Genomic DNA, 21,991 nt, shown 5'->3' on the forward strand with positions numbered 1-21,991 from the left:
CGATCGGCGCTCTTTGGGTCGTAACCGCCTTCACCGGGTGGTCCTGGTGGTAGAACAGAACCGGTGAAACCATGACAGTCCGGTCGTCATTGGCGGGGGGTGAACGGAGGTGCGGGCTCTTCCTCAGGGCGCGCGTGTCTACGTCGGAATCATCGTTGTCAGTGCTGTCGCCATCGTGCTCATCGGTCCCTACTCGGGGATCGATCTGCAGACGCTGGTCCTCGTCGCGATCCTCTTCGTGGTCGCGGAGTCGATCAGCACAGCCGTCCTCAAGGGCGTCAGAGCGGGGATATCACCGAGCTCGGCCGTCTCGCTGGCCGCGGTGGTCCTGGTCGGACCGGTCGGTGCGGCGGTGGTCGGTTTCGCCTCCTGCCTCACGATCCGCAGGATGGACCTCGTCAAGAGGGCCTTCAACGGCGCGCAGTTCGCACTGGCGGCCTACGCGGCCGGACACGTCTACCTTCTGCTCGGCGGAACGGTGGGGGAACCGGGCCGGGAGGACTTCCCGGCCGTGGTGCTCCCCTACGTCGCCGCCGTCCTGACCCACTCCCTGGTCAACTCGTTCCTCATCGGCACCCTCATGTGGGCGCTCGGGGTCGTGCGGCCGGGGAGCCGGAGCAGGCTCCACTGGCGTCCCCTGGTCGCCGTCGAGCTGTCCTCCATGGGCTACCAGATGCTGGGGCTCGCCATCGCGGCGGTCTGGGGAGGGGTCGGACTCGTCGCCCCGCTCCTGGTGCTGCTGCCCCTGTTCATCGCCCGCTGGACCTTCGCCCAGCAGCTGGACGAGGCGCGCGCCCACGAGGCGACCCTCGCCACCCTCTGCCAGGCGGTGGAGACCAAGGACTACTACACCCGGGGCCACTGCATGCGCGTCGCCGAGGGCGCCGCCATGATCGCCCGGGAACTGGGTATGCCCGCCGAGCGGGTGCAGAAGATCCGGTACGCCGGAATGCTGCACGACATCGGCAAGCTCGGAGTACCCACCAAGGTGTTGCAGAAGACGGGCAAACTCACCGACGACGAGTACGCGGCCATCAAGCTCCACCCGACCCGCGGCTACGAGATCGTCCGCGAGATCAGCTTCCTGGACGAGGCGCTGGCCGGGATCCGCCACCACCACGAGCGCCTCGACGGGCGCGGCTACCCCATGGGGCTGGTCGGGATGGAGATCCCCGAGTCCGCGCGCATCATCAGCGTCGCCGACGTCTTCGACTGCCTCACCTCCACGCGCTCCTACCGGCAGGCGTGGTCGGCGGAGGACGCCATCGCCGAGCTCCGCGCCTGTGCCGGGACCCAGTTCGACCCCAAGATGGTGGAGGCACTCGTGCGCGCCGTCGAACGGGAGGGCTGGGAGACGCCGGACATCGCCGAGCCCCCGGGCGGCTGCTACACCGAGGCGGACCCCACGAACCGGGCCCGCCCGGGGGCCGTGGACACCGCGGCCGGCGACGAGGCGCCGGCTCCGGCGCCCGGGCCGGAGGCGGAGGAGGAGGCGGCCGACACGGCCGCTCCCGCCGACGCGGTGACGGGCGGGAGCGAGCGATGATGACCCAGAAGCAGTCCGACGGCGCGGGGACGTCGCGCCCGGCGCTGAGCGGCCCCGAGGGCGGGGCGCTCAGCCACCAGCGCCCGCGCGGCCCCCTCTGGCGCACGGCCCGGCCGTTCCGCGCCGTGCTCGTCGGCGCGGTGGGGGCCGGGGCACTGGCGGCCCTGGTGTGGACGGCCGCCACCGGTTTCGTCGAACCCTACGTGGCGCTAGCCTTCTGCCTGGTCATCGCCGTCGGAGAGCTGGCCAGGATCACGCTTCCGGGATCGCGCGAGGTCGCGCCGATCGCCTCGGCCGGTGCGATCAGCTACGCCTTCCTGCTCACCCTGGGCGCCGGGCCGCTCCACCACTCCGCCTGGCAGGTGGTGGCGGTGGTCGCGCTGGGCGTGGCCCTGGGGGAGCTCCCGCACGTCGCGGTGGGGCGCAGCCCCCGGGTCGAGGACGCGGCCCGCAGGGTGTTCGCCGCCACGGTGCTCGCGGTGGCCTTCCGTCCGGTGGCCGAGCAGCTGGGGCTGGTGGGGCCGTCGGTGACGGCCACGCTGCTGATGGCCGCACTGGTGCTGCTCACCTGGTTCGCGGACTCCCTCGTCGCGGCCGTGCTCAGGGCGGAGCGCCTGCGCACGAGGCTCCTGGTCGCCGTCCGGGACGAGCTGCGCGCCCAGTTCGCCACGGGCGCCGCGATCGGCTCCAGCGGTGTGCTGATCGCGCTCGCCTGCACGGTGACCGGCCTGGCCGGCCTCCTGGTGTTCACGGCGCCGCTGCTGGTGTCCCAGGCGGCCTTCCGCCGCCACGCGGAGGTGCGGCGGACCTACCTGGAGACGGTGCGCGCGCTGTCGCGGGTGACCGAGGTGGGCGGGTACGTCGAGAACGGCCACTCGCGCCGGGTCAGCCAGCTGTCCCACGGGATCGCCTGCGAGCTGGGGCTGGCCGAGGCGGAGCTGCTGGAACTGGAGTACGCGGCGCTGATGCACGACATCGGCCAGCTGTCGCTGCGGGAGCCCATCGCGGGCGGGGCGACCGTGCTCGCCTCCCCGCGGGAGCAGAGGCGGATCGCCGAGCTCGGATCGGCGATCATCCGGGAGACCGGCGTGCTGGACAACGTCGCGGAGACGGTCCGGCGCCAGTGCGAGCCGCTCGCGGGCGACGGTGACGAGGGGGTGCCGCCCCTGGGCAGCAGGATCATCAAGGTCGCCAACGCCTTCGACGACCTGGTGGGGGAGAACGGGGACGCGGAGCGCCGCGCCGCCGTGCTGGAACGCCTGCGGATGGACACCGACAGCGAGTACGACCCCCGCGTGGTCGACGCCCTGGCCTCGGTGCTCGCCCGGGTCTGAGCCGCCTCCCGGCGGAGGGGCGGCCCCGCCCGCGCTTCCCCGGACGCCCCGGCGGGGCGCACACGGGGGAGCGGCGGGGCCCGTCAGTCCAGGGGCGGGCGCAGGCGGGTGACGAACTTGTAGCGGTCGCCGCGGTACAGCGACCGCACCCACTCCACCGGGTGGCCGTCGCCGTCGAAGCTGTGCTGGCAGTGCAGCACCAGGGGCAGGCCGACGTCCACGCCCAGCAGCCGGGCCTCGTTGGGGGTGGCCAGGACCGTCTCGATCGACGCCTCCGCCTCGGCCAGGGAGACGTCGTAGGCGCTCGCCAGGGCTTCGTACAGCGATGCGTAGCGGTCCAACTGGCGCCGGAGGCCCGGGAAGCGCCGTGCGGCGAGGTGGGCGGTCTCCACGGCCATCGGCTCGCCGTTGGCCAGGCGCAGCCGCTCGATGCGCAGCACGCGGCCGCCCGAGCGGATCGCGAGGAGCTCGGCGAGCTGGTCGTCGGCGTTGATGTAGCTCACGTCCAGGATGCGGGTCGCCGGGTGCAGGCCGTGCGCGCGCATCTCCTGCGTGTAGCTGGTGAGCTGGAGCACCTGGGCGACCTTCGGCTTGGCCACGAACGTGCCCTTGCCCTGGATGCGGAGGAGGCGGCCCTCCACCACCATCTCGGTCAGCGCCTGGCGCACCGTCGTCCGGGACGTGCCGAACTGGGTCGCCAGCGCCCGCTCCGGGGGGACCGGGTTGCCCGCGGGCATCGCCTCGATCAGCTCAAGGAGCTGCTTCTTCACCTGGTAGTACTTCGGCACCCGGGGGTTGCCGTCCAGTGTGCGCTGACCAGTCATCAGTCTCCTCCGCCGCGTCCCTCGCTTGCCGCACACACCCCGCCGGCGTGGCCGGTACGGCGGGCGGGCGGCCGCCGATTGGTGTGGACCACTGGTCGAGTGCGTACCCCTTGAGTATGCACGCCTTCATGGGATGATTTGTGAGTGCCTCACCTCAGTGATCTCATCCGGCGACACACGTCACTCAAACAAGCGGACCTGGAGTGGATCCACTCCCTGGTCTCGGACTGGCAGCTCCTCGCGGACCTGTCCTTCGCGGACCTCGTGCTGTGGGTGCGTCTGCGCGAGGACGACGGCTGGGTGTCGATCGCCCAGATGCGCCCCACGACCGGCCCGACCGCCTTCCAGGACGACCTGGTCGAGGCCGTGCTCCTGGACGACATGACGGATGTCACGTCGCGGACGGCGCCGCGGGCGGTCGGCCGCAGGGCCCTCATCGACCGCGCGTGGAGCGAGGGGCGGATCTGCCGCGACGGCGACCCGGACTGGTCCGGGGGGGTCCCCGTGCGGGAGGAGACCATCCCGGTGCGCCGCGAGGGCAACCTCATCGGCGTCATCCAGCGCAGCACCAACCTGAGCTCGGCGCGCACGCCCAGCCGCCTGGAGCTGACCTACCTCCAGAGCGCGGGCGACCTGGCGCAGATGATCGCCGAGGGGGCGTTCCCGTTCAGCGACCAGGGGCCGCTCATGGTGCGGTCCCCGCGCGTGGGCGACGGGCTCCTGCGGCTGGACCAGAACGGCGAGGTGGTCTACGCCAGCCCCAACGCCCTCTCGGCCTACCGGCGGCTCGGGCTGGCGGCCGACCTCGTGGGCGCGCGCCTGGACCGCACCACCCTGGAGCTGGCCGCCACGGGGGAGGCGCGGGACGAGGCGCTCACCTACACCGCGAGCGGCCGGGCGCCGCAGGAGGCGGAGGTGGAGACGCGCGGCGTCACCGTGCAGCTGCGCGCCATCCCGCTGGTCATCGACGGGGTGCGCATAGGGGCGCTGGTGATGGTCCGCGACGTCACCGAGCTGCGGCGCCGCGAGCGCGAGCTGATGACCAAGGACGCCACCATCCGGGAGATCCACCACCGGGTCAAGAACAACCTCCAGACGGTGGCCGCCCTGCTGCGGCTCCAGTCCCGGCGCCTGGACGTGCCCGAGGCGCGGGCGGCGCTGGACGAGGCGGTGGGCCGGGTCGGGTCCATCGCGATCGTGCACGAGATGCTCTCGCACACCCCGGACGAGGTCGTGGACTTCGACGACATCGCCGACCGGGTGATCCAGATGGCGGCGGAGGTCTCCTCGACCGGCGGAACGGTCGTGCCCCGCAGGGTCGGCGGCTTCGGGCTGCTGAACGCCCTGGTGGCGACGCCGCTGTCGATGGTGCTCGCCGAGCTCGTGCAGAACGCCGTCGAGCACGGGCTGGAGCAGGGGCCGGGGCGGATCGAGGTGCGGGTGCGCCGGTTCGACCCGGAGCCCGCGCATCCGGGCTCGGGGAGCCTGGAGCTGGCCGTGTCCGACGACGGCGGCGGGCTGCCCCTCGACTTCGACCTGGAGGGCGCCACGAGCCTGGGACTCCAGATCGTGCGGACCCTCATCGTGGGCGAGCTGGGGGGAACCCTGGCGATCAAGCCGATGGAGAGCGGCGGGACCGAGGTCGCCATCAGCCTGCCGCTGGAGCGCGAGGAGGGCGAGGTGCCCTGAGGGGTGTCTCCCTGGAGGGGGCGCGGTCCCCGTCGCGCCGCGGGGACCCCTCGTGCCCCCCGTGTGCGCCCGGGGAGCGCCGTCCCTCGGGACGCGCCGCCTCCCGCGGCGGGTTCCGCCGCGGGGGTTCCGCCGGTGTCACCGGAGGGGGTGCGCCGGTGCGGCGGTGTACCGCTGTGGCCGCGGGTGCGGCCGAGGGGGTGTCAGCTGCGGACCATGGAGCGGTGGGGGGAGCCGCGGCGCTTCTTGAGCAGGCGGCGCTCGTCCTCGCTGGTGCCGCCCCACACACCGCCGTCCTGGCCGCTCTCCAGCGCCCACTTCAGACAGGCCGAGCTGACGGGGCAGCGCTGACAGACCGCCTTCGCTTCCTCGATCTGGATCAGTGCGGGGCCGAAGTTCCCGATGGGAAAGAAGAGTTCGGGGTCTTCGTCACGGCAGGCTGCGTCATGGCGCCAGTCCATGCGGTCCACTCCTCACGGTGAGGCGATCGGATGCTTGTGAAGCTTTTCACGATCGTGCGCGTGTGCGGATTGTGCGAAGGGCGCCCGATGGATGGGTCCCATCGGAGGATGTCCAGGCCGAGATGGTTCAGGTTTCACCCCACGGCCATGTGGGAAGCGCCCAAATTAACTCGCCCGTAACTCGCGGCGATATCTTGAGCGTGACAGGGTTCCCCGGGGCATGCAAGAGGTCCCGAGGCCGAAGGTCCTGATCGGTGTGTCAGGTGCGTCACAGTGCTTGCGAATGGCATCTATCGCCGCAATTAACAGATGATTCGTAATGCCTTCGGTACAGAGTGGAAGTTGACCTGTTCTCGGTCGCCCAGGTATTCGCCGTCGATTTGGAACGCCCTGGGGTGCGACGACGTGATGCGGAGAGAGTCCTGGTCATGCCACGTGGCGTAGCCGTCCCCCTGGGCCGGCAAGCCTTTGGGGAAGAACATTTGGGAAAGAACCCAGCCGGTGATCGCGTGTGACGAGTGGGTCAGGGCGAAAGCGTCCAGCCCCAGCTCGAAACGGGACGCGGGGGTCGGCTGAAGGGGGAGGGCGCCCGCGTACGTCCACGGTGTGGTGTTGGTGACGAGCGCGAAATACACCTCTTCGAGGGTCCTTCCGCGACTGGACACGCTTAGTGACGGATCGCGGATATCCCCCTGGAAGAACAGCTTTACCGCGACTTCGGCGTACAGCGCCGGGGTGGCCTTGCGGCCGTTCGCGCGCTCGTGCTCCACCTGCTGGACCACGTCGGCGTCCCATCCGAAGCCGGCACAGAAAGTGAAGTAGCGGTCGTCCTGGTCGCTGGTGATCCGCCCGAGGTTGATCTCGCGCTCGCGCCCCTCGCGGACCGCCTCGAGCACCGCGCCGGTCGCCTCCACCGGATCGCCGGGCACGCCGAGGGCGCGGATGAAGACGTTGGCGCTGCCGCCCGGGATCACCGCGTAGCGCGGGCGCTTGAGCCCTTCGGGGGTCGTCAGGAGGCCGTTGACCACCTCGTTGACGGTGCCGTCGCCGCCGAGGCTCAGCACGAGCTCGTAGCCGCGGGCCGCGGCCTCGCGGGCGAGGACCACGGCGTGGTCGCGGTACTCGGTCTCGGCGACGGTGATGTCCAGCTCCGAGGCCAGGGCGCCCAGGATCACCTCACGGGTCCGTGACGTGGTCGTGGTCGCCTGGGGGTTCACGATGAATAGGGCGCGCACCCGCTCAGTGTAGGCGTTCGGGGGGTACGGGGCCCGCCGTACCCGTGACGGGCCCCGCGGGTATCCGCCGCGGGGCCCGCGCGGCCGGGGGCCAAGCCCGGGGGCGGGCGGCGGGGCCGCGCGGGCGCGTATAGGCTCGTCGGGTGTCCTCTCGTCCTGTCACCGTCGTCGCCGCAGCAGCACTGGAGGCCCTGATCGGGCTGGCCGCGGCGGTCGGCGGACTCCACAGCCTCGTCATCGCCGTCACCGGCCGGGCCGGCGACCTCACCAACGCGATCCCCCTGGCCGCCCTGGGCCTGGGCGTGGGCGCGCTGCTGGTGTTCGTCGCGCGGGGGCTCTGGCAGCTCAGGGAGTGGGCCAGGACGCCGGTGTTCGTCACGCAGCTCTTCCTCGCTGTGGTGTCCTACTACATGTTCACCAGCGAGCAGTACGCGATCGGGGCGGTGCTGCTGGGCGTGGCGGTGTGCGCCTCCGCCGCGGTGCTCTCGCCGCCGACGACCGCGGCGCTCTTCCCCGAGGAGCGGGGGAAGTAGCTCCGCGGCCGCCCGCGGCGGACCGCCGTCCGCTCAGTCGTCCGTGGTCAGGGCCTGGCGCAGCTGCGCCAGTGTGCGTGCCAGCAGACGGGACACGTGCATCTGCGAGATCCCCAGTTCCTGGGCGATCTGCGACTGGGTCATGTTGCCGAAGAAGCGCAGCAGCAGGATGCGCTTCTCCCGCGGCGGGAGCTGTTCCAGGAGGGGCTTGAGCGACTCCCGGTACTCCACGCCCTCCAGGGACTCGTCCACGATGCCCAGTGAGTCGGCCACCGCGGGGGCGTCCTCGTCACCGCTGTCGGGAGCGTCCAGCGAGACCGTCGAGTAGGCGTTGGCGGACTCCAGGCCCTCCAGCACCTCCTCCTCGGTCATCTGGAGGTGGGCGGCGAGCTCCGCGACGGTCGGGGAGCGCCCCTCCCGCTGTGACAGGTCGCTGACCGCCTTGGTGAGCGAGAGCTTCAGCTCCTGGAGGCGGCGGGGAACCCGCACCGCCCAGCCCTTGTCGCGGAAGTGGCGCTTGATCTCACCGACGATGGTCGGGGTCGCGTAGGTGGAGAACTCCACCCCGCGCTCCAGGTCGAACCTGTCGATGGACTTGATCAGCCCGATCGTGGCCACCTGGGTGAGGTCGTCCAGCCACTCGCCGCGGTTGCGGAAGCGGCGGGCCAGGTACTCCACCAAGGGCAGGTGGAGCTCCACCAGTTCGTCGCGGATCCGACGGCGCTCCTCGGAGTCCGCGTCGAGTTCGTTAAGGCGCTCGAACAACAGTCTCGCTCGCGCCCGGTCGGGCACCGCGTGTTCGGTCTTCGCTGTCAGAGCGGGCCCCCTTTCGCTCACGCCGACTCCAGGGTGCCGCGGCGTTTGTACAGGACGATGTAGACGCGGTCGTCCGGACCGACCCCCGAGTCGACCTCGCCCGCGAGGGCGGAGAGGACGGTCCACGCGAAGGTGTCGCGGGCGGGAAGGCGGCCGTCTGCGGTGAGCACCGAGACGGAGATGCGCATTCCCTCGGGGGTGAGTTCAAATTCCGTGGTCAGTTCTGTGCCGGGCAACGCCTGGGAGAGGAGCATCGCGCAGGCCTCGTCGACACCGATCCTCAGGTCCTCGATCTCGTCGAGGGTGAAATCGAGTCGCGCGGCCAGGCCGGCCGTCGCCGTCCGCAAGACGGACAGATAAGCGCTGTCCGCAGGCATGTTGACGGTGACAGCGTCCCTGACGCCAATGGCGTCGGCCGTGGGCACAGCGGTTTCTTCGGTCACGTCCCTCCTTCGGGGGGCGAGGTTGCCGCTTGAAAGCAATGTATCTCGTTTCACCCTGCCACTGACGCAGGGAGAACGGATCGTGTCCGGTGGATCCGGAATGAAGGCGAGACGAACGCCCCCTCTCAGTCCCGCGGGGAGCCCAGCGCGGTCAGCGCCCCGCCGTCCAGGCGGCGCACCGTCCATCCGTCCATGGGCCGGGAGCCGAGCGCCTCGTAGAACCGGATCGAGGGCTCGTTCCAGTCGAGGACGGACCACTCCAGGCGGGAGTAGCCGCGCTCCACACAGATCTCCGCCAGGGTCCGGAGCAGGGCCAGGCCGTGGCCCCCGCCGCGCGCCTCCGGGCGGACGTACAGGTCCTCCAGGTAGACGCCGTGCTTGCCGGTCCAGGTGGAGAAGTTGAGGAACCAGAGCGCGAACCCGACGGGAACGGCGTCGCCGTCCCCGCCGACGTCCTCCGCGACGTGCGCGAACACCGACGCGTCCGGGCCGAAGAGCGCGGTGCGCAGGTCGTCCTGGGTGGCGACCGCCGCCTCGGGCTCCTTCTCGTACTCGGCGAGCTCCCGGATCATCCGGTGGATGACGGGGACGTCGTCGGGCCGGGCGGGACGGATCATCGGGTCACCTCGGGTCGCGGATCGGCGGACACGGTCACCCACAGCCTATGCGCTGGGGAGGGAGGAACCCGTGGGCCGCCCGCGCGGCCGGGGACGGGGCGCCCGGCCGTCCGCGCCCGGGGGTCGCGGGTCCTCACGGGAGAGGGGGGCGGCGGGCGCGGCCCGGTGCCCCCCGCGCTCAGGGCCGGTGGGCGACCACGCGTTCGACGAGACCCAGGACCAGGCGGTCGTGGTGGCCGATCTCGAAGCCGACCTCGGCGGCGACCTCCCTGGGCAGGCGGCGCGGGTTCTCGCGGCGCTGCTCGACGAGCCGTCCGGGCAGCCGGGCGTACTCGATGTGGTCGACCATGAGGAGCCTGCCGCCCGGCACCAGGACCCGGTACATCTCCGCCAGCGCGCGCCGCTGGTCCGTCACGGCGCACAGCGCCAGCGTGCACAGGACGGTGCCGAAGGTCTGGTCGGGGAAGTCCAGGTCCTGGGGGTCGCCCTCGAGGAGGCGGGCGGGCATGCCCAGCTCGTCGGCCCTCTCGCGGGCCCGGGACAGCGCCTCCGTGTCGGGGTCGATGCCGGTGAGCCGGACCTGGGGAGGGTAGTGGCGCAGGTTCCTGCCCTCGCCCACCGCCACCTCCAGCGTGTGCCCCCGGGCCCCGGCGCACAGGATCTCCCGCGTCCGGCGCATGGCCGGGCTCTGGAAGCGCCCGCCGTGGTCGTGATGGGCGGTCGGCCGCTCCCCGCGCCTGCGGCCGTCCTCCGTGCGCGAATCCATGTCTCCCCCTGGCAGCGGCGCCTACACCACGACTCTGGGTCCCCGCCGTCTTCGGGTCAAGGGGAAGACGGGGCGCGTTCCCGGCCGGTTCCGGCCTTCCGGCCCCGGGCGGGCCCCCCGGGACCGGGCCGGAGGACGCGGGCGCCCCGCACCGGCGGTGCGGGGCGCCCGGGGAAGGAGACCGACTCTAGAGCACCTTGGACAGGAAGGCCCGGGTTCGCTCGTGCCTGGGGGAGGAGAGCACCTCGGAGGGCACCCCGGACTCCACCACGAGGCCGTCGTCCATGAACACCAGGGAGTCGCCCACCTCGCGGGCGAACCCCATCTCGTGGGTGACGACCACCATGGTCATGCCGCCCCGGGCCAGGTCGCGCATGACGTCCAGGACCTCGCCGACCAGCTCCGGGTCGAGCGCGCTGGTGGGCTCGTCGAACAGCATGAGGGCCGGTTCCATGGCCAGCGCGCGGGCGATCGCCACGCGCTGCTGCTGGCCGCCGGAGAGCTGGTCCGGGTAGGCGTTCGCCTTGTCCGGCAGGCCCACGCGCTCCAGGAGCTCCAGGGCCTTGGCGGTGGCCTCCGCGCGCGGGACCTTCTTGACCTGCACCGGGGCCTCGATGATGTTGCCGACGACGCTCAGGTGCGGGAACAGGTTGAACCGCTGGAAGACCATCCCGATGTCGCTGCGCTGGGCGGCGATCTCGTTGTCGCGGAGTTCGTACAGGCGGCCGCGCTTCTGCCGGTAGCCCATGAGCTCCCCGTTGACCCACAGCCGTCCGGCGGAGAGCTTCTCCAGGTGGTTGACGCACCGGAGGAACGTCGACTTCCCCGACCCGGAGGGGCCGATGATGCACATGACCTCGCCGCGCCTGACCTGGAGGTCGATGCCCTTGAGGACCTCCAGCCGCCCGAAGCTCTTGTGCACGTTGTCGGCCACCACGAGGGCGTCGGCGGGCAGCTCGGCGCCCTCGGCCGTCTCGATGACCCGGTCGCTGCTCTGCTCGCCCATCAGTGAGCCCCTCCGACGATGCGGCCACGGATCCCGCCGTACTGGCCGGGGTTGAACCTGCGCTCGATGAAGTACTGGCCGACCATCAGCACGCTGGTGATGGTGAGGTACCACAGGCAGGCGGCGACCAGCATCGGGAAGATCTGGTAGGTCCGGGACCCGATGGCCTGGAGCTGGTAGAACAGCTCGATGGTGACCGGCACGTACGCCAGCAGCGCCGTGTCCTTGAGCATGGCGATGGTCTCGTTGCCCGTGGGCGGGATGACGACCCGCATGGCCTGCGGCAGGGTGATCCGCCGCATGATCCTGCCGCGGCCCATGCCGAGGGCCTGCGCGGCCTCGGTCTGCCCCTTGTCGACGGACTGGAGCCCGGCCCGGATGATCTCGGCCATGTAGGCGCCCTCGGAGAGCGACAGGGCGAGCAGGCCCGCCACGTAGCCGCTCAGGAGGGTGCGGGTGTCGATCTCGAAGAAGCGGGCGTCGCCCTCCAGCCCGAGCCACGGCATCCAGTAGTTGTCGAACGGCAGGCCGATGGCGATCGTGGTGTACAGGATGGCGATGTTGCCGAAGAGCACCGCCAGCACCAGGCGGGGCACGCCCCGGAAGAACCAGGTGTACAGCCACGAGACCGCGGTCAGGACGGGGTTCCCGGAGAGCCGCATCACCGCGAGGACGATGCCCAGGACGATGCCGATGAGCATCGAGAGCACGGTGGCGCTGATGGTGACCCACACGCCGCGGACCACCGGGTCCGAGAACATGTGCTCCAGCATGAACGGCCAGTTGAACGCGTCGTTCGTGAACAGCATGTGCACGAACATGGCGGCGAGGACCAGGATCACCGCCGCGGCGGCCCACCGCTCCGGGTAGCGGACGGGTACGGCGGTGACGGGCTCGGTGGAGCGGCCCGGGGTCGGATTCGGCGACCCCGGACCGCTCACCGGTTCGGTCGGTGAGGGCACAGGTCAGTCTTTCGCTCGGTGGATGTCTGCGGGGGGTGTGCCCCTACAGCTCGGGGTTCACCTCGGCGGTCTCCAGGACACCGGCCTCGACGCCCCACTCGCCCAGGATCTCGGTGTAGGTGCCGTCCTCGATGATGGCATTGAAGGCCGCGGCCACGGCCTCGGCGAGCTCCGTGTCCTCCTTGTGGGTGAGGACGCCGTACGGGGCGGCGTCGTACTGCTCCCCGATGAGCTCCAGGACGCCCTCGCCGGTCTGCTCCAGCGCGTAGACGGCGGTGGGCATGTCGGCCAGGGACGCGTCGTTGACCCCGGAGACGACGGTCTCGGTCGCGAGCGGCTGGTTCTCGAACTTCTGGATGGTGATGGCCTCTTCGCCGGCCTCGACGCAGGCCTCGCTGCGCGCCTCGATGTCGGCGTCGTGGGTGGTGTCGGACTGGACCGCGATGCGCATGCCGCAGGCGTTGTCGGGGTCGACGTCCTGCGGGTTGCCGGTCTGGGCGAACCACTGGGTGCCGGAGGAGAAGTAGCTGATCATGTTGACCTGCTCCATGCGCTCCTCGGTGACGGTGAACGAGGACGAGCCCAGGTCGTAGGTCCCGGTGTCGACGCCGATGACGATGGAGTCGAAGGCGGTCGGCACCCACTCGGCCTCCAGGCCGAGCTTGCCGAGGGCCGCGGTGACCAGGTCCACGTTGAACCCGAGGGCCGTCTCGCCGTCCTCGTCCAGGTACTCCCCGGGCGGGTAGGAGGCCTCGACGCCGATCGTGACGGAACCGGCCTCGGCGATGTCCGCGGGCACCAGCGCGGCGAGCTCCTCGTCGACCTCGACGGCGGGGGCCTCGGGCGTCGCGGTCTCCTCGGAGGCGCCGCCGTCCCCGCCGCACGCGGTCAGGGCCAGGACGCCGGCGACGGACAGGGCGCCCAGGGCGAGAGGCGCGGAGTGGGGCTTGAGCAGAGCCATCGTGGGGTCTCCTTCAGAGCACGGAGTGCCTGGTCGGAGGCGGGTTCGTGGCCCCACCGCCCGAGCCAAAACGACTATTGAGATCATTGTGCGACAAAAGCTGATAAGTCGGTGCCGTCCTATCGTGCCGACCCGCGATTTTCCTGTGGTCACCGTTGTGAGAGGATTGCGTAACGGGTCATCCCCGTGAGAGGCGACCGCGCAGTACTCGCATAAGAGTCCGGCGAAGAACGACTCACCCCCGGCGACACCACCGGTCATGGCCGACCGGCGCCGGAGGAGAGCTCCCCTGGCACCTTCACTTCTTCGCGCGCGGTTCGCACCACTGCCAAGGTCCGCCCCCGTCATGGCCGACGGCCGGGTGGACACGCATACCGAGGGGTTTGAGTAGTGACGACCGTTTCGCGTACCCAAGACCAGCATGCCCACCTCGACGAGGACCCGGCCTTCGCGCTGCACCGCGGTGGCAAGCTCCACATCTCCTCCTCCGTCGACGTCCACGACCACGAGGGGCTGTCCCTCGCCTACACCCCCGGCGTCGCCCGCGTCTGCGACGCCATCGCCGAGACCCCCGAGCTCGTCGAGACCTACACCTGGAAGAGCAACCTGGTCGCCGTCGTCACCGACGGCACCGCGGTGCTGGGCCTGGGCGACATCGGCCCCGAGGCCTCCCTGCCCGTCATGGAGGGCAAGTCGCTGCTGTTCAAGCAGTTCGGCGACGTCGACTCCGTGCCGATCGCCCTGGGCTGCACCGGCGTCGACGAGATCGTCGAGACCGTGGTCCGGATGGCCCCGTCCTTCGGCGGGATCAACCTGGAGGACATCGCGGCCCCCCGCTGCTTCGAGATCGAGCGCCGGCTCCGCGAGCGCCTCGACATCCCCGTCTTCCACGACGACCAGCACGGCACGGCGATCGTCACGGTCGCCGCGCTGCACAACGCCGCGCGCCTGACCGGCCGCACCCTCGCCGACCTGCGCGTCGTCGTCTCCGGAGCGGGCTCCGCCGGGGTCGCCGTCACCAAGATGCTCATCGACGGCGGGATCGGCGACATCGCCGTCGCGGACTCCAAGGGCATGATCCACGACGGACGGGAGGGCCTGAACCCGGTCAAGCAGGAGCTGGCCGGGATCAGCAACCGGGCCGGGCTGCGCGGCTCCATCGAGAGCGCGCTCGCCGGCGCCGACGTGTTCATCGGCCTGTCCGCCGGGGAGGTGCCGGAGTCGGTCGTGGCCACCATGGCCGACGACGCGATCATCTTCGCGATGGCCAACCCCAAGCCCGAGGTGCACCCCGACGTCGCCCGCAAGTACGCGAGCGTCGTCGCCACCGGGCGCAGCGACTTCCCGAACCAGATCAACAACGTGCTGGCCTTCCCCGGCGTGTTCCGGGGGGCGTTCGACGCCCGCGCCACGGACATCACCGAGAACATGAAGCTGGCCGCGGCCGAGGCGCTCGCCGGGCTCGTCGGCGACGACCTGGCCGCCGACTACGTCATCCCCAGCGCCTTCGATCCGCGGGTGGTCCCCGCGGTCTCGGCCGCGGTCGCCGCCCAGGCCCGCGAGGACGGGGTCGTCCGCGCGTAGGGCCGCGCGCACCGTTCCGCGGTCGCGGGGTGGAGGCACCGGTCGGAAGCGGCCGCGGGACGCACCGCGCGGGTCCGCGGTGACACGACGGGGCCCCGGCGCGCACGCGCCGGGGCCCCGTTCCCGTTCCCGTTCCCGTTCCCGTTCCCGTTCCCGTTCCCGTTCCCGTTCCCGTTCCCGTTGTACGGGCGCGTCCGGGGCGGGCCGGACCCGCCCCGTGCGTGCGCCCCTCGGTGTGCGGCGCTGGCCGGTACATCACGGTGAGGCCCGCCCCCGTGCGTGCGCCTCGCGCGTGCGCGCGCGCCTCGCCGGGTTCCGGCACCCGGTGTCCCGTGGGCCCGGGCGGCGGGGGTGTGCCTCCCGGCCGCGTCCCCGGCGGTGGGCGCGTAGCGGTGGCGGGAGCTCCCCGCCGCGCGGGGGACCCGCGGTGGTCGCGGCGGTCGCTGACGCCCCGTCGCCGCGGCGGGCACGGCCCCTCCGGGGCCCCGGCCTCCCCCGACCCCGCCGCGGAGGGGGAGGGGACACGGGAGGGCCCGGCAGGCGCGCCCCCGCGACGCCTGCCGGGCCCCGATCGTCCGGCTACCGGTCCTTGCCGCCGCCCCCGTCGGAGGGGCCGCTCCCGGGTTCCGGTGCTTCGCCGCCCTCCGCGGCGCCGTCCGTGTTCCCGTCACCGGGATCGCCGACGGCCTCGCTCCAGGGGTCCGCTCCCGGGGCGGAGGGCATCGGCCGGGCCTCCGGCCCGTCCTGGGCCCGCTCCCCGGGAGCCGCGTGCGTTCCGGCCGGTCCGCCGGAGTCGCCGGAGTCCCCGGGGTCGGGGGCGACCCCTGCGTCCCGTGCCTCCCCGGCGGCGTCTCCGGACGTCCCGGACCCGGTGTCGCCGTCCCCGGTCGGGCCCCAGTTCCGCGCGTCCCTGCGGATCACCTCGACCGTGTCGTCCAGGATGCGCCGGAGGTCGTGCGCCGCCGCCTCGCCGACGTGGCCCGCCTCGCGGACGACGTCGCGCACCCTGTCGCCGAAGTCGCGCAGAGCCTGGTCGAACTCGGGCCCCCCGGTCCGGCGCTCGGAGTCACCGCGGCTCCAGACCGCGCCGAACGCGCCGAAGCCCTGGGCGAAGCGCTCCCACTCGCGGGCCCAGCGCGAACCGTCCTCGCAGCCCTGGTCCCCGGACCTGCCCCGGGCCCCGTCCTGCGGGTCGGAGGACTCCTCCGACGCCTCCCCGGCCTCCGGGGCGCGCCGTTCCGAGGTGTCGGCCTCCTCCGCGGAGGGGGCGGGCCCCGGGGCCTCGTCGCGACCGCGGTCGGCCCGGTCGCCCCCGGCCGGGGGCTCGGGGCGGCGCGCGCCGCCCGCGGCGAACTTCAGCTCCTCGCGCAGCGAGCTGATGGTGGCGCGCACGTCCTGCTTGACCGCCCGCGCGACGTCCCGGACGGAGTCGGTGAGCTCCTTCTCCAGGTCGTCGAGGTCGCCGCTGCGGCCGCGCAGTTCGGCGCGGCCCTTGTCCGTGAGCCGGTAGACCTTGCGGCCGCCCTCCTCGGTGTGGGTGACCAGGCCCTCCTCCTCCAGCCGCGCGAGGCGCGGGTAGATGGTGCCGGGGGAGGGCGAGTACACCCCGAGGAAGCGGTCGCGGAGCAGGCTGATGATCTCGTAGCCGTGCCGCGGGCTCTCGTCCAGCAGTTTGAGCAGGTAGAGCCGCAGTCTGCCGTGGCCGAAGATGGTGCTCATTCAGGCCCCCTCGGGGATCGCGGCCGGTGCCTCGGGCGCGCGCCGCAGCAGCGCGGTTCGCCCCGACGCGGAGTTGACGGTGATGGAGGCGGGGTCGACACCGCTGCCGATCTTTCCGCTGAGGATCGTCCTGGCCGGGGCGCTGCGCCGGTCCAGGCCGAAGTCGGAGTTCACGGGCGAGGTCGAGGTGCGCAGCTCGACGGTCGCCGAGGTGTCGGCGGGGACCCGCAGGGCGATCTCCCCGGACACCGAGTTGAGCCGCACCCGGCCGGCGGGCGCGATGTCGGTGTCGGCGAGCAGCTGGCCCGACACCGTCTTGGCGCTCAGCGCGGAGAGGCGGCCGCCGGCCACCGCCAGCTGGCCGCTGACGCTGTTGAACTTGAGGTTGCCGCTGGCGCCCCGCACGGCGGTGTTGCCCGAGACGGTGGCGATCTCGGTCTCGCCCGAGGCCTCGTCGAGGGTGATCTCGCCGGAGGCGGTCCGCAGCTGGCTGCGCGCGCTGATCCCCGCCGCCACGATGGGCGCGGTGGCCGTGGTGACCTCCACCGGGCAGTCGTGGGGAAGGCGCAGGTTGACGGTCGCCCTGCGGTGCTGCACGCGCTTGTAGGCGGAGAGCTGCATCGGGCGGAGCCGGTCCAGGAAACCGGGCCCGGTGAGGTCCTCGTACTGGATGGTGAGGATGCCGGCCTCCTGGGTGACCAGGAGGGGGTCGCCCACGATGTCGGTGACTTCGAAGGTGGCCGGGTCGTCGGTGGGCAGGATGTTGACGTGACCGCCGATGATCCGGACCCGCAACGCGACGATGCCGTCCAGGGTCTGGGTCATCGGCCTGTCGATGGTCCAACGCGCCATCGTGTGATCCCTTCGCTTGCTCTGTGCCTTCACGATATGTCGCGAGTGGGGGGAACTCAAGATATGTCGCGTAGTTTCGGGGGCGGTTCAGGGAGGAGCAGGGGTTCTCCCCGAGGCCGGACCGGGGCCCGGGCCCCGGTCCGGCTCCGCGGGCGAGCGCTTCGGCGGGGCGCCCGGCGGCCCGGGCCGCGCGTACGGCCTCCCGCCGGGCGCGCCCCGAGGCGGCCGGGCGTCCGGCCCCGGACACGGGAAAGGGGCCCGGGTCGCCATGACCCGGGCCCCTCGCACCCCGCCGCTCACGCGGAGGGGCGGTGACTACTCCTCGTCGTCCTCGTCGTCCAACCGGGCCAGCCAGGTGGCCAGCCGGTCGACCGGCGTCTCGAACTCGGGGTGGACGTCGGTGAACACCCGCAGCTGCTCGGCGAGCCAGGCGAAGCTGACCTCCTCCTCGCCGCGGCGGCCCTCCAACTCCTCGATCCCGCGATCGGTGTAGTACACGCTCTGCCCCGTCCTCAGTCGGCGGGCGGGAACACCGTGTCCACCAGGGCACGCTGCTCGGCCTCGTGGCGCTTGGCCGAACCGGCCGCCGGCGCGGAGGAGGCCGGACGCGAGATCCGGGTGAACGGACGGTCGAGCTGCTCGGAGAAGACCAGCGCGACGAAGGGCCACGGGCCCATGTTCGCCGGCTCCTCCTGCACCCACAGGACCTCGCCCGCGTTCGGGAAGGCCTTGAGCTGCTCGCGGATCTCCTCGATCGGCAGCGGGTAGAGCCGCTCCGCCCGGATGATCGCCGTGTGCTTGTCACCGCTCTTGCGGCGCGCGGCGTCCAGGTCGTAGTAGATCTTCCCGGAGCACAGCACCACGCGGCGCACCTTGTCGGGCGCGATCGAGTCGTCCGGGATCAGCGGCTGGAAGTGCCCCGACGTGAACTCGGACGTGGCCGAGGTGGCGGCCTTGAGGCGCAGCACCGACTTGGGCGTGAACACCACCAGCGGGCGCTGGAACGGCGACTTGGCCTGCCAGCGCAGCAGGTGGAAGTAGCTCGCCGGGGTCGACGGCATCGCGACGGTCATGTTCTCCTGCGCGCACTGCTGCAGGAACCGCTCGATGCGGGCGGACGAGTGGTCCGGCCCCTGGCCCTCGTAGCCGTGCGGCAGCAGCAGGGTCACGCTGGAGCGCTGGCCCCACTTCTGCTCGCCCGCGGTGATGTACTCGTCGATGACGGTCTGGGCGCCGTTGACGAAGTCGCCGAACTGCGCCTCCCACATGACCAGCGCGTCCGGACGGGTCAGCGAGTAGCCGTACTCGAAGCCCAGCGCCGCGTACTCGCTCAGGAGCGAGTCGTGCGCGTGGAAGCGGGTGGTCCCCTCGTCGAACTGCTTGAGCGGCGTGTAGGTCTCGCCGGTGTCGCGGTCCATGATGGCGGCGTGGCGCTGCCCGAAGGTGCCGCGGCGGCTGTCCTGACCGATCAGGCGGACGGGGTGGCCGTCGAGCAGCACCCCGCCGAAGGCCAGCAGCTCACCGGTCGCCCAGTCGATGGCGTCGGTCTCGACCATCGTCGCGCGGCGGGTCAGCTGGGGCGCCAGCCGCGGGTGCGGCGTGAAGCCCTCGGGCAGCGACACCTGGGTGTCGATGATCCGCTTGACCGTCTCGGAGCTGATCGCCGTCTCCACCGCGGAGTGGTCCAGGCGGCCCTCGGTGAACACCTCGGGCTTGACCACGGCGCCCGGCTCGATCGGCTTCTTCTCGCCCTCGCGGGTCTCGGTGAAGGCCCGTTCGAGCTCGGACTGGTAGTCGCGCAGGGCCGACTCGGCCTCCTCCACGGTGATGTCCCCGCGGCCGATGAGGGCCTCGGTGAACAGCTTCCGGGTGGAGCGCTTGGCGTCGATGACGTCGTACATCAGCGGCTGGGTGAACGCGGGGTTCTCGCCCTCGTTGTGACCGCGGCGGCGGTAGCAGATGAGGTCGATCACGACGTCCTTGTTGAACGCCTGGCGGTACGCGAAGGCCAGGTGCGCGACCCGGACCACGGCCTCGGGGTCGTCCCCGTTGACGTGGAAGATCGGCGCCTGCACCATGCGCGCCACGTCCGTGGCGTACACGCTGGAGCGGCTGTCGGCCGGGGAGGTGGTGAAGCCCACCTGGTTGTTCACGATGACGTGCACCGTGCCGCCGGTCCGGTAGCCGCGCAGCTGCGACAGGTTGAGCGTCTCGGCCACCACGCCCTGGCCGGCGAACGCGGCGTCGCCGTGGATCAGGATCGGCAGCACCGTGAAACCGTGCGGGCCCTTGTTGAGGACGTCCTGCTTGGCACGGACGATGCCCTCGGCGACCGGGTCGACCGTCTCCAGGTGGGACGGGTTGGCGGCCAGCGAGATCTGGATCCTGTCGCCCTCGCGGGTCTCGAAGACCCCCTCGGTGCCCAGGTGGTACTTGACGTCACCCGAGCCGTGCGCGCTGCGCGGGTCGAGGTTGCCCTCGAACTCGCCGAAGATCTGCCCGTACGACTTGCCGCAGATGTTGGCGAGCACGTTCAGCCGGCCGCGGTGGGCCATGCCGATGACGGCCTCGTCCAGCTCGGCCTTGGCCGCCCGCGAGATCACGCCGTCCAGCAGCGGGATCAGCGACTCCCCGCCCTCGAGCGAGAAGCGCTTCTGGCCCACGTACTTGGTCTGGAGGAAGGTCTCGAACGCCTCGGCGCTGTTGAGCCTGTGCAGGATGTGCAGCTGCTCGTCGCGGTCGAGCTTCTCGTGCTCGCGCTCGACGTGCGACTGGATCCACTCCCGCTCCTCCGGGCTCTGGATGTGCATGTACTCGATACCCACCGTGCGGCAGTAGGTGTCGCGCAGCACGCCCAGCACGTCGCGGAGCTTCATGACCTGCTTGCCGCCGAAGCCCCCGGTGGGGAACTCGCGGTCCAGGTCCCACAGGGTGAGGCCGTGCTCGAGCACGTCCAGGTCGGGGTGCTTGCGCTGCTCGTGGTCCAGCGGGTTGGTGTCGGCCATGAGGTGGCCGCGCACGCGGTACGCGTGGATGAGCTCCTGGACCCGGGTGGTCTTGTCGAGCTGCGTCGCCTTGTTGACGTGGATGTCCTGCACCCAGCGCACCGGCTCGTACGGGATCCGCAGCGAGTTGAAGATCTCGTCGTAGAAGCCGTCCTCGCCCAGGAGGAGCTGGTGGATCCGGCGGAGGAACTCGCCGGACTGCGCGCCCTGGATGATCCGGTGGTCGTAGGTCGACGTGATCGTCATGACCTTGCTGATGCCGAGCTCGCTCAGGGTGTCCTGGGACGCCCCCTGGAACTCCGCCGGGTACTCCATCGCGCCGACGGCGAGGATGGTGCCCTGGCCGGGCATGAGGCGCGGGACCGAGTGCACGGTGCCGATGCCGCCCGGGTTGGTCAGGCTGATCGTGGTGCCCTGGAAGTCGGTCACGCCCAGCTTGTTGGCGCGGGCCTTGCGGACGATGTCCTCGTAGCCGCTCCAGAACTCGTTGAAGTCCATCTCGTCGGAGCCCTTGATGCTGGGCACCACGAGCTGACGGGAACCGTCGGCCTTCTGGAGGTCGATCGCGAGACCGAAGTTCACGTGCTCGGGCTTGGCCACGCCCGGCTTTCCGTCGACCTCGACGTAGGAGTAGTTCATCTCCGGCATGGCCTTGGCGGCCTTGACCATCGCGTAGCCGATGAGGTGGGTGAAGGAGACCTTCCCACCGCGTCCGCGCCGGAGGTGGTTGTTGATGACGATGCGGTTGTCGAACAGGAGCTTGACCGGCACCGCGCGCACACTCGTCGCGGTGGGCATGGTCAGACTCGACTCCATGTTGGTAGCGGTCCGCGCGGGTGCACCGCGCAGACGCTCCTGCTTGACCTGGAGTGCCTCGTCCTTGCTCCCCTGCGCGGGCGCAGGGGGGGCAGCGGACTTCTTCGGCGCCGGGGCTGCGGGAGTCTTCTGGTCCTGCGCCTTGGCAGCACCCCCGCCCTTCGCGCCGGCAGTCTCCGCGGGCTTGTAGTCCGCGAAGAAGTTCCACCAGGCCTTGTCGACGGAGTTCGGGTCGTTCAAGTACTTCTGATAAAGCTCCTCGACCAACCACTCGTTGGGACCGAAGTCTGTCAGGGGTTGAGACGCCTCAGACGACACGGCGGAGATCGCCCACTTCCGCAGCTCGCTTGTGAATGTGTATGAAGACGGGTGGCTGCTGGCAAGGCGGGCTCGAAGGAACGTGGGAGCATCCCCGCACATGCGGGAAGCATCTGACCTGGCCAGCACTCGTCGGATACCAGGCTACTTGTACCGGCCTCCTCGCGGGGAACCCGGGCGTTGTTGAAACTAGGAGATAGGTAACAATGTTTCACATCGTTGCTCTCCCTACGCACGGGTAACTAAGCGAAGCGTTGTTATGCCGTCTGTTTTGTATGGTTTTCAGGGGATTTTGAGATGTGAAGACACTGTCCTCGTTCGGCCGACCGGGGTGTGGCGCGTGCCACTCGGGGGTCCCGGGAGAGCGGGAGCCGGCGGCGGACGGACCGCGTCGGAGTGGGTGTGAGCGGCCGGGCAGGACGGCCGGGTCCTCTCCGCCGGCGTTTCCCAGCGGAGGCGGGGGGACCCGGGCCCGGCCGCGGACCCCCTTCCCCTCCCCCTGTC

Annotated in this window: 19 protein-coding genes; 5 read left to right on the forward strand and 14 right to left on the reverse strand. The window is 71.4% G+C overall.

The annotated features are described in order from the left end of the window. Window positions 1-175: 175 nt before the first annotated feature. A complete protein-coding gene (locus tag ACQPYD_RS05360) occupies window positions 176-1,546 on the forward strand; it encodes an HD-GYP domain-containing protein (protein ID WP_433701963.1) in 1,371 nt (456 codons plus the stop codon). Then, the gene (locus tag ACQPYD_RS05365) at window positions 1,546-2,880 is read left to right on the forward strand and encodes an HD-GYP domain-containing protein (RefSeq protein WP_433700023.1); all 1,335 of its coding nucleotides are present in this window, start codon (window positions 1,546-1,548) and stop codon (window positions 2,878-2,880) included. The genes ACQPYD_RS05360 and ACQPYD_RS05365 overlap by 1 nt, the downstream gene beginning before the upstream one ends. Window positions 2,881-2,963: 83 nt before the next feature. On the opposite strand, the gene ACQPYD_RS05370 is transcribed toward ACQPYD_RS05365, so the two are convergent. Beyond that, entirely contained in the window at window positions 2,964-3,704 is a 741-nt protein-coding gene (locus tag ACQPYD_RS05370) for a GntR family transcriptional regulator (RefSeq protein ID WP_267948351.1), read from the reverse strand. A 144-nt stretch (window positions 3,705-3,848) separates the two neighbouring features. Between ACQPYD_RS05370 and ACQPYD_RS05375 the strand changes: the two genes are divergently transcribed. Then, window positions 3,849-5,393 carry a sensor histidine kinase gene (locus tag ACQPYD_RS05375; protein ID WP_330157463.1) on the forward strand — a complete coding sequence of 515 codons (1,545 nt, stop codon included), beginning with the start codon at window positions 3,849-3,851 and terminating at the stop codon, window positions 5,391-5,393. A gap of 203 nt (window positions 5,394-5,596) precedes the next feature. On the opposite strand, the gene ACQPYD_RS05380 is transcribed toward ACQPYD_RS05375, so the two are convergent. Continuing rightward, complete coding sequence (locus ACQPYD_RS05380; protein ID WP_433700024.1) at window positions 5,597-5,854, reverse strand: WhiB family transcriptional regulator; 258 nt, start codon at window positions 5,852-5,854, stop codon at window positions 5,597-5,599. A 302-nt stretch (window positions 5,855-6,156) separates the two neighbouring features. Beyond that, complete coding sequence (locus ACQPYD_RS05385; protein ID WP_433700025.1) at window positions 6,157-7,089, reverse strand: diacylglycerol/lipid kinase family protein; 933 nt, start codon at window positions 7,087-7,089, stop codon at window positions 6,157-6,159. Window positions 7,090-7,232: 143 nt separating this feature from the next. Here ACQPYD_RS05385 and ACQPYD_RS05390 point away from each other — a divergent pair, with 143 nt between their 5' ends. Beyond that, window positions 7,233-7,622, forward strand: coding sequence for a hypothetical protein (locus tag ACQPYD_RS05390; protein WP_433700026.1), 390 nt, complete (start codon window positions 7,233-7,235; stop codon window positions 7,620-7,622). Between the two features lie 33 nt (window positions 7,623-7,655). On the opposite strand, the gene ACQPYD_RS05395 is transcribed toward ACQPYD_RS05390, so the two are convergent. From ACQPYD_RS05395 to ACQPYD_RS05425, 7 genes are all read right to left on the reverse strand, one after another. After that, on the reverse strand, window positions 7,656-8,414 hold the full coding sequence (locus ACQPYD_RS05395) for an RNA polymerase sigma factor SigF (protein WP_267950266.1): 759 nt from the start codon (window positions 8,412-8,414) through the stop codon (window positions 7,656-7,658). Window positions 8,415-8,455: 41 nt separating this feature from the next. Continuing rightward, window positions 8,456-8,881 carry an anti-sigma factor gene (locus tag ACQPYD_RS05400; RefSeq protein WP_267948356.1) on the reverse strand — a complete coding sequence of 142 codons (426 nt, stop codon included), beginning with the start codon at window positions 8,879-8,881 and terminating at the stop codon, window positions 8,456-8,458. A gap of 125 nt (window positions 8,882-9,006) precedes the next feature. Beyond that, on the reverse strand, window positions 9,007-9,498 hold the full coding sequence (locus ACQPYD_RS05405) for an N-acetyltransferase family protein (RefSeq protein WP_433700027.1): 492 nt from the start codon (window positions 9,496-9,498) through the stop codon (window positions 9,007-9,009). Window positions 9,499-9,676: 178 nt separating this feature from the next. Continuing rightward, a complete protein-coding gene (locus ACQPYD_RS05410; protein ID WP_433700028.1) occupies window positions 9,677-10,264 on the reverse strand; it encodes a class I SAM-dependent methyltransferase in 588 nt (195 codons plus the stop codon). Window positions 10,265-10,451: 187 nt separating this feature from the next. Continuing rightward, window positions 10,452-11,270, reverse strand: coding sequence for an amino acid ABC transporter ATP-binding protein (locus ACQPYD_RS05415; protein ID WP_433700029.1), 819 nt, complete (start codon window positions 11,268-11,270; stop codon window positions 10,452-10,454). Next, window positions 11,270-12,232: an amino acid ABC transporter permease gene (locus tag ACQPYD_RS05420; protein ID WP_433700030.1), complete on the reverse strand. Its 963-nt coding sequence runs from the start codon at window positions 12,230-12,232 to the stop codon at window positions 11,270-11,272. Before ACQPYD_RS05420 ends, ACQPYD_RS05415 begins: the two co-directional genes overlap by 1 nt. Window positions 12,233-12,275: 43 nt before the next feature. Next, window positions 12,276-13,193: an ABC transporter substrate-binding protein gene (locus ACQPYD_RS05425; RefSeq protein ID WP_433700031.1), complete on the reverse strand. Its 918-nt coding sequence runs from the start codon at window positions 13,191-13,193 to the stop codon at window positions 12,276-12,278. Between the two features lie 390 nt (window positions 13,194-13,583). Between ACQPYD_RS05425 and ACQPYD_RS05430 the strand changes: the two genes are divergently transcribed. After that, entirely contained in the window at window positions 13,584-14,777 is a 1,194-nt protein-coding gene (locus ACQPYD_RS05430) for an NAD(P)-dependent malic enzyme (protein ID WP_433700032.1), read from the forward strand. Window positions 14,778-15,356: 579 nt separating this feature from the next. On the opposite strand, the gene ACQPYD_RS05435 is transcribed toward ACQPYD_RS05430, so the two are convergent. The 4 genes from ACQPYD_RS05435 to ACQPYD_RS05450 all read right to left on the reverse strand — a co-directional run bounded on the left by ACQPYD_RS05435 (window position 15,357) and on the right by ACQPYD_RS05450 (window position 21,487). After that, complete coding sequence (locus tag ACQPYD_RS05435; protein ID WP_433700033.1) at window positions 15,357-16,496, reverse strand: PadR family transcriptional regulator; 1,140 nt, start codon at window positions 16,494-16,496, stop codon at window positions 15,357-15,359. Continuing rightward, window positions 16,497-17,348 (reverse strand): DUF4097 family beta strand repeat-containing protein, encoded by an 852-nt coding sequence (locus ACQPYD_RS05440; RefSeq protein ID WP_267948365.1) that lies wholly within the window; start codon window positions 17,346-17,348, stop codon window positions 16,497-16,499. Between the two features lie 315 nt (window positions 17,349-17,663). Next, a complete protein-coding gene (locus tag ACQPYD_RS05445) occupies window positions 17,664-17,846 on the reverse strand; it encodes a DUF6104 family protein (protein WP_267948366.1) in 183 nt (60 codons plus the stop codon). Window positions 17,847-17,860: 14 nt separating this feature from the next. Continuing rightward, on the reverse strand, window positions 17,861-21,487 hold the full coding sequence (locus ACQPYD_RS05450; RefSeq protein ID WP_433700034.1) for a multifunctional oxoglutarate decarboxylase/oxoglutarate dehydrogenase thiamine pyrophosphate-binding subunit/dihydrolipoyllysine-residue succinyltransferase subunit: 3,627 nt from the start codon (window positions 21,485-21,487) through the stop codon (window positions 17,861-17,863). Window positions 21,488-21,991 lie beyond the last annotated feature (504 nt).

It is taken from the genome of Nocardiopsis sp. CA-288880, assembly GCF_050955985.1.
GTDB lineage: Bacteria > Actinomycetota > Actinomycetes > Streptosporangiales > Streptosporangiaceae > Nocardiopsis > Nocardiopsis tropica.

What these genes read in the sequence shown, in the direction of transcription:
- ACQPYD_RS05425 (WP_433700031.1), bottom strand. Translation starts at nt 13,193, where the DNA reads ATGGCTCTGCTCAAGCCCCACTCCGCGCCTCTCGCCCTGGGCGCCCTG.
- ACQPYD_RS05435 (WP_433700033.1), bottom strand. Translation starts at nt 16,496, where the DNA reads ATGAGCACCATCTTCGGCCACGGCAGACTGCGGCTCTACCTGCTCAAA.
- ACQPYD_RS05405 (WP_433700027.1), bottom strand. Translation starts at nt 9,498, where the DNA reads ATGATCCGTCCCGCCCGGCCCGACGACGTCCCCGTCATCCACCGGATG.
- ACQPYD_RS05365 (WP_433700023.1), top strand. Translation starts at nt 1,546, where the DNA reads ATGACCCAGAAGCAGTCCGACGGCGCGGGGACGTCGCGCCCGGCGCTG.
- ACQPYD_RS05410 (WP_433700028.1), bottom strand. Translation starts at nt 10,264, where the DNA reads ATGGATTCGCGCACGGAGGACGGCCGCAGGCGCGGGGAGCGGCCGACC.
- ACQPYD_RS05370 (WP_267948351.1), bottom strand. Translation starts at nt 3,704, where the DNA reads ATGACTGGTCAGCGCACACTGGACGGCAACCCCCGGGTGCCGAAGTAC.
- ACQPYD_RS05415 (WP_433700029.1), bottom strand. Translation starts at nt 11,270, where the DNA reads ATGGGCGAGCAGAGCAGCGACCGGGTCATCGAGACGGCCGAGGGCGCC.
- ACQPYD_RS05380 (WP_433700024.1), bottom strand. Translation starts at nt 5,854, where the DNA reads ATGGACTGGCGCCATGACGCAGCCTGCCGTGACGAAGACCCCGAACTC.
- ACQPYD_RS05440 (WP_267948365.1), bottom strand. Translation starts at nt 17,348, where the DNA reads ATGGCGCGTTGGACCATCGACAGGCCGATGACCCAGACCCTGGACGGC.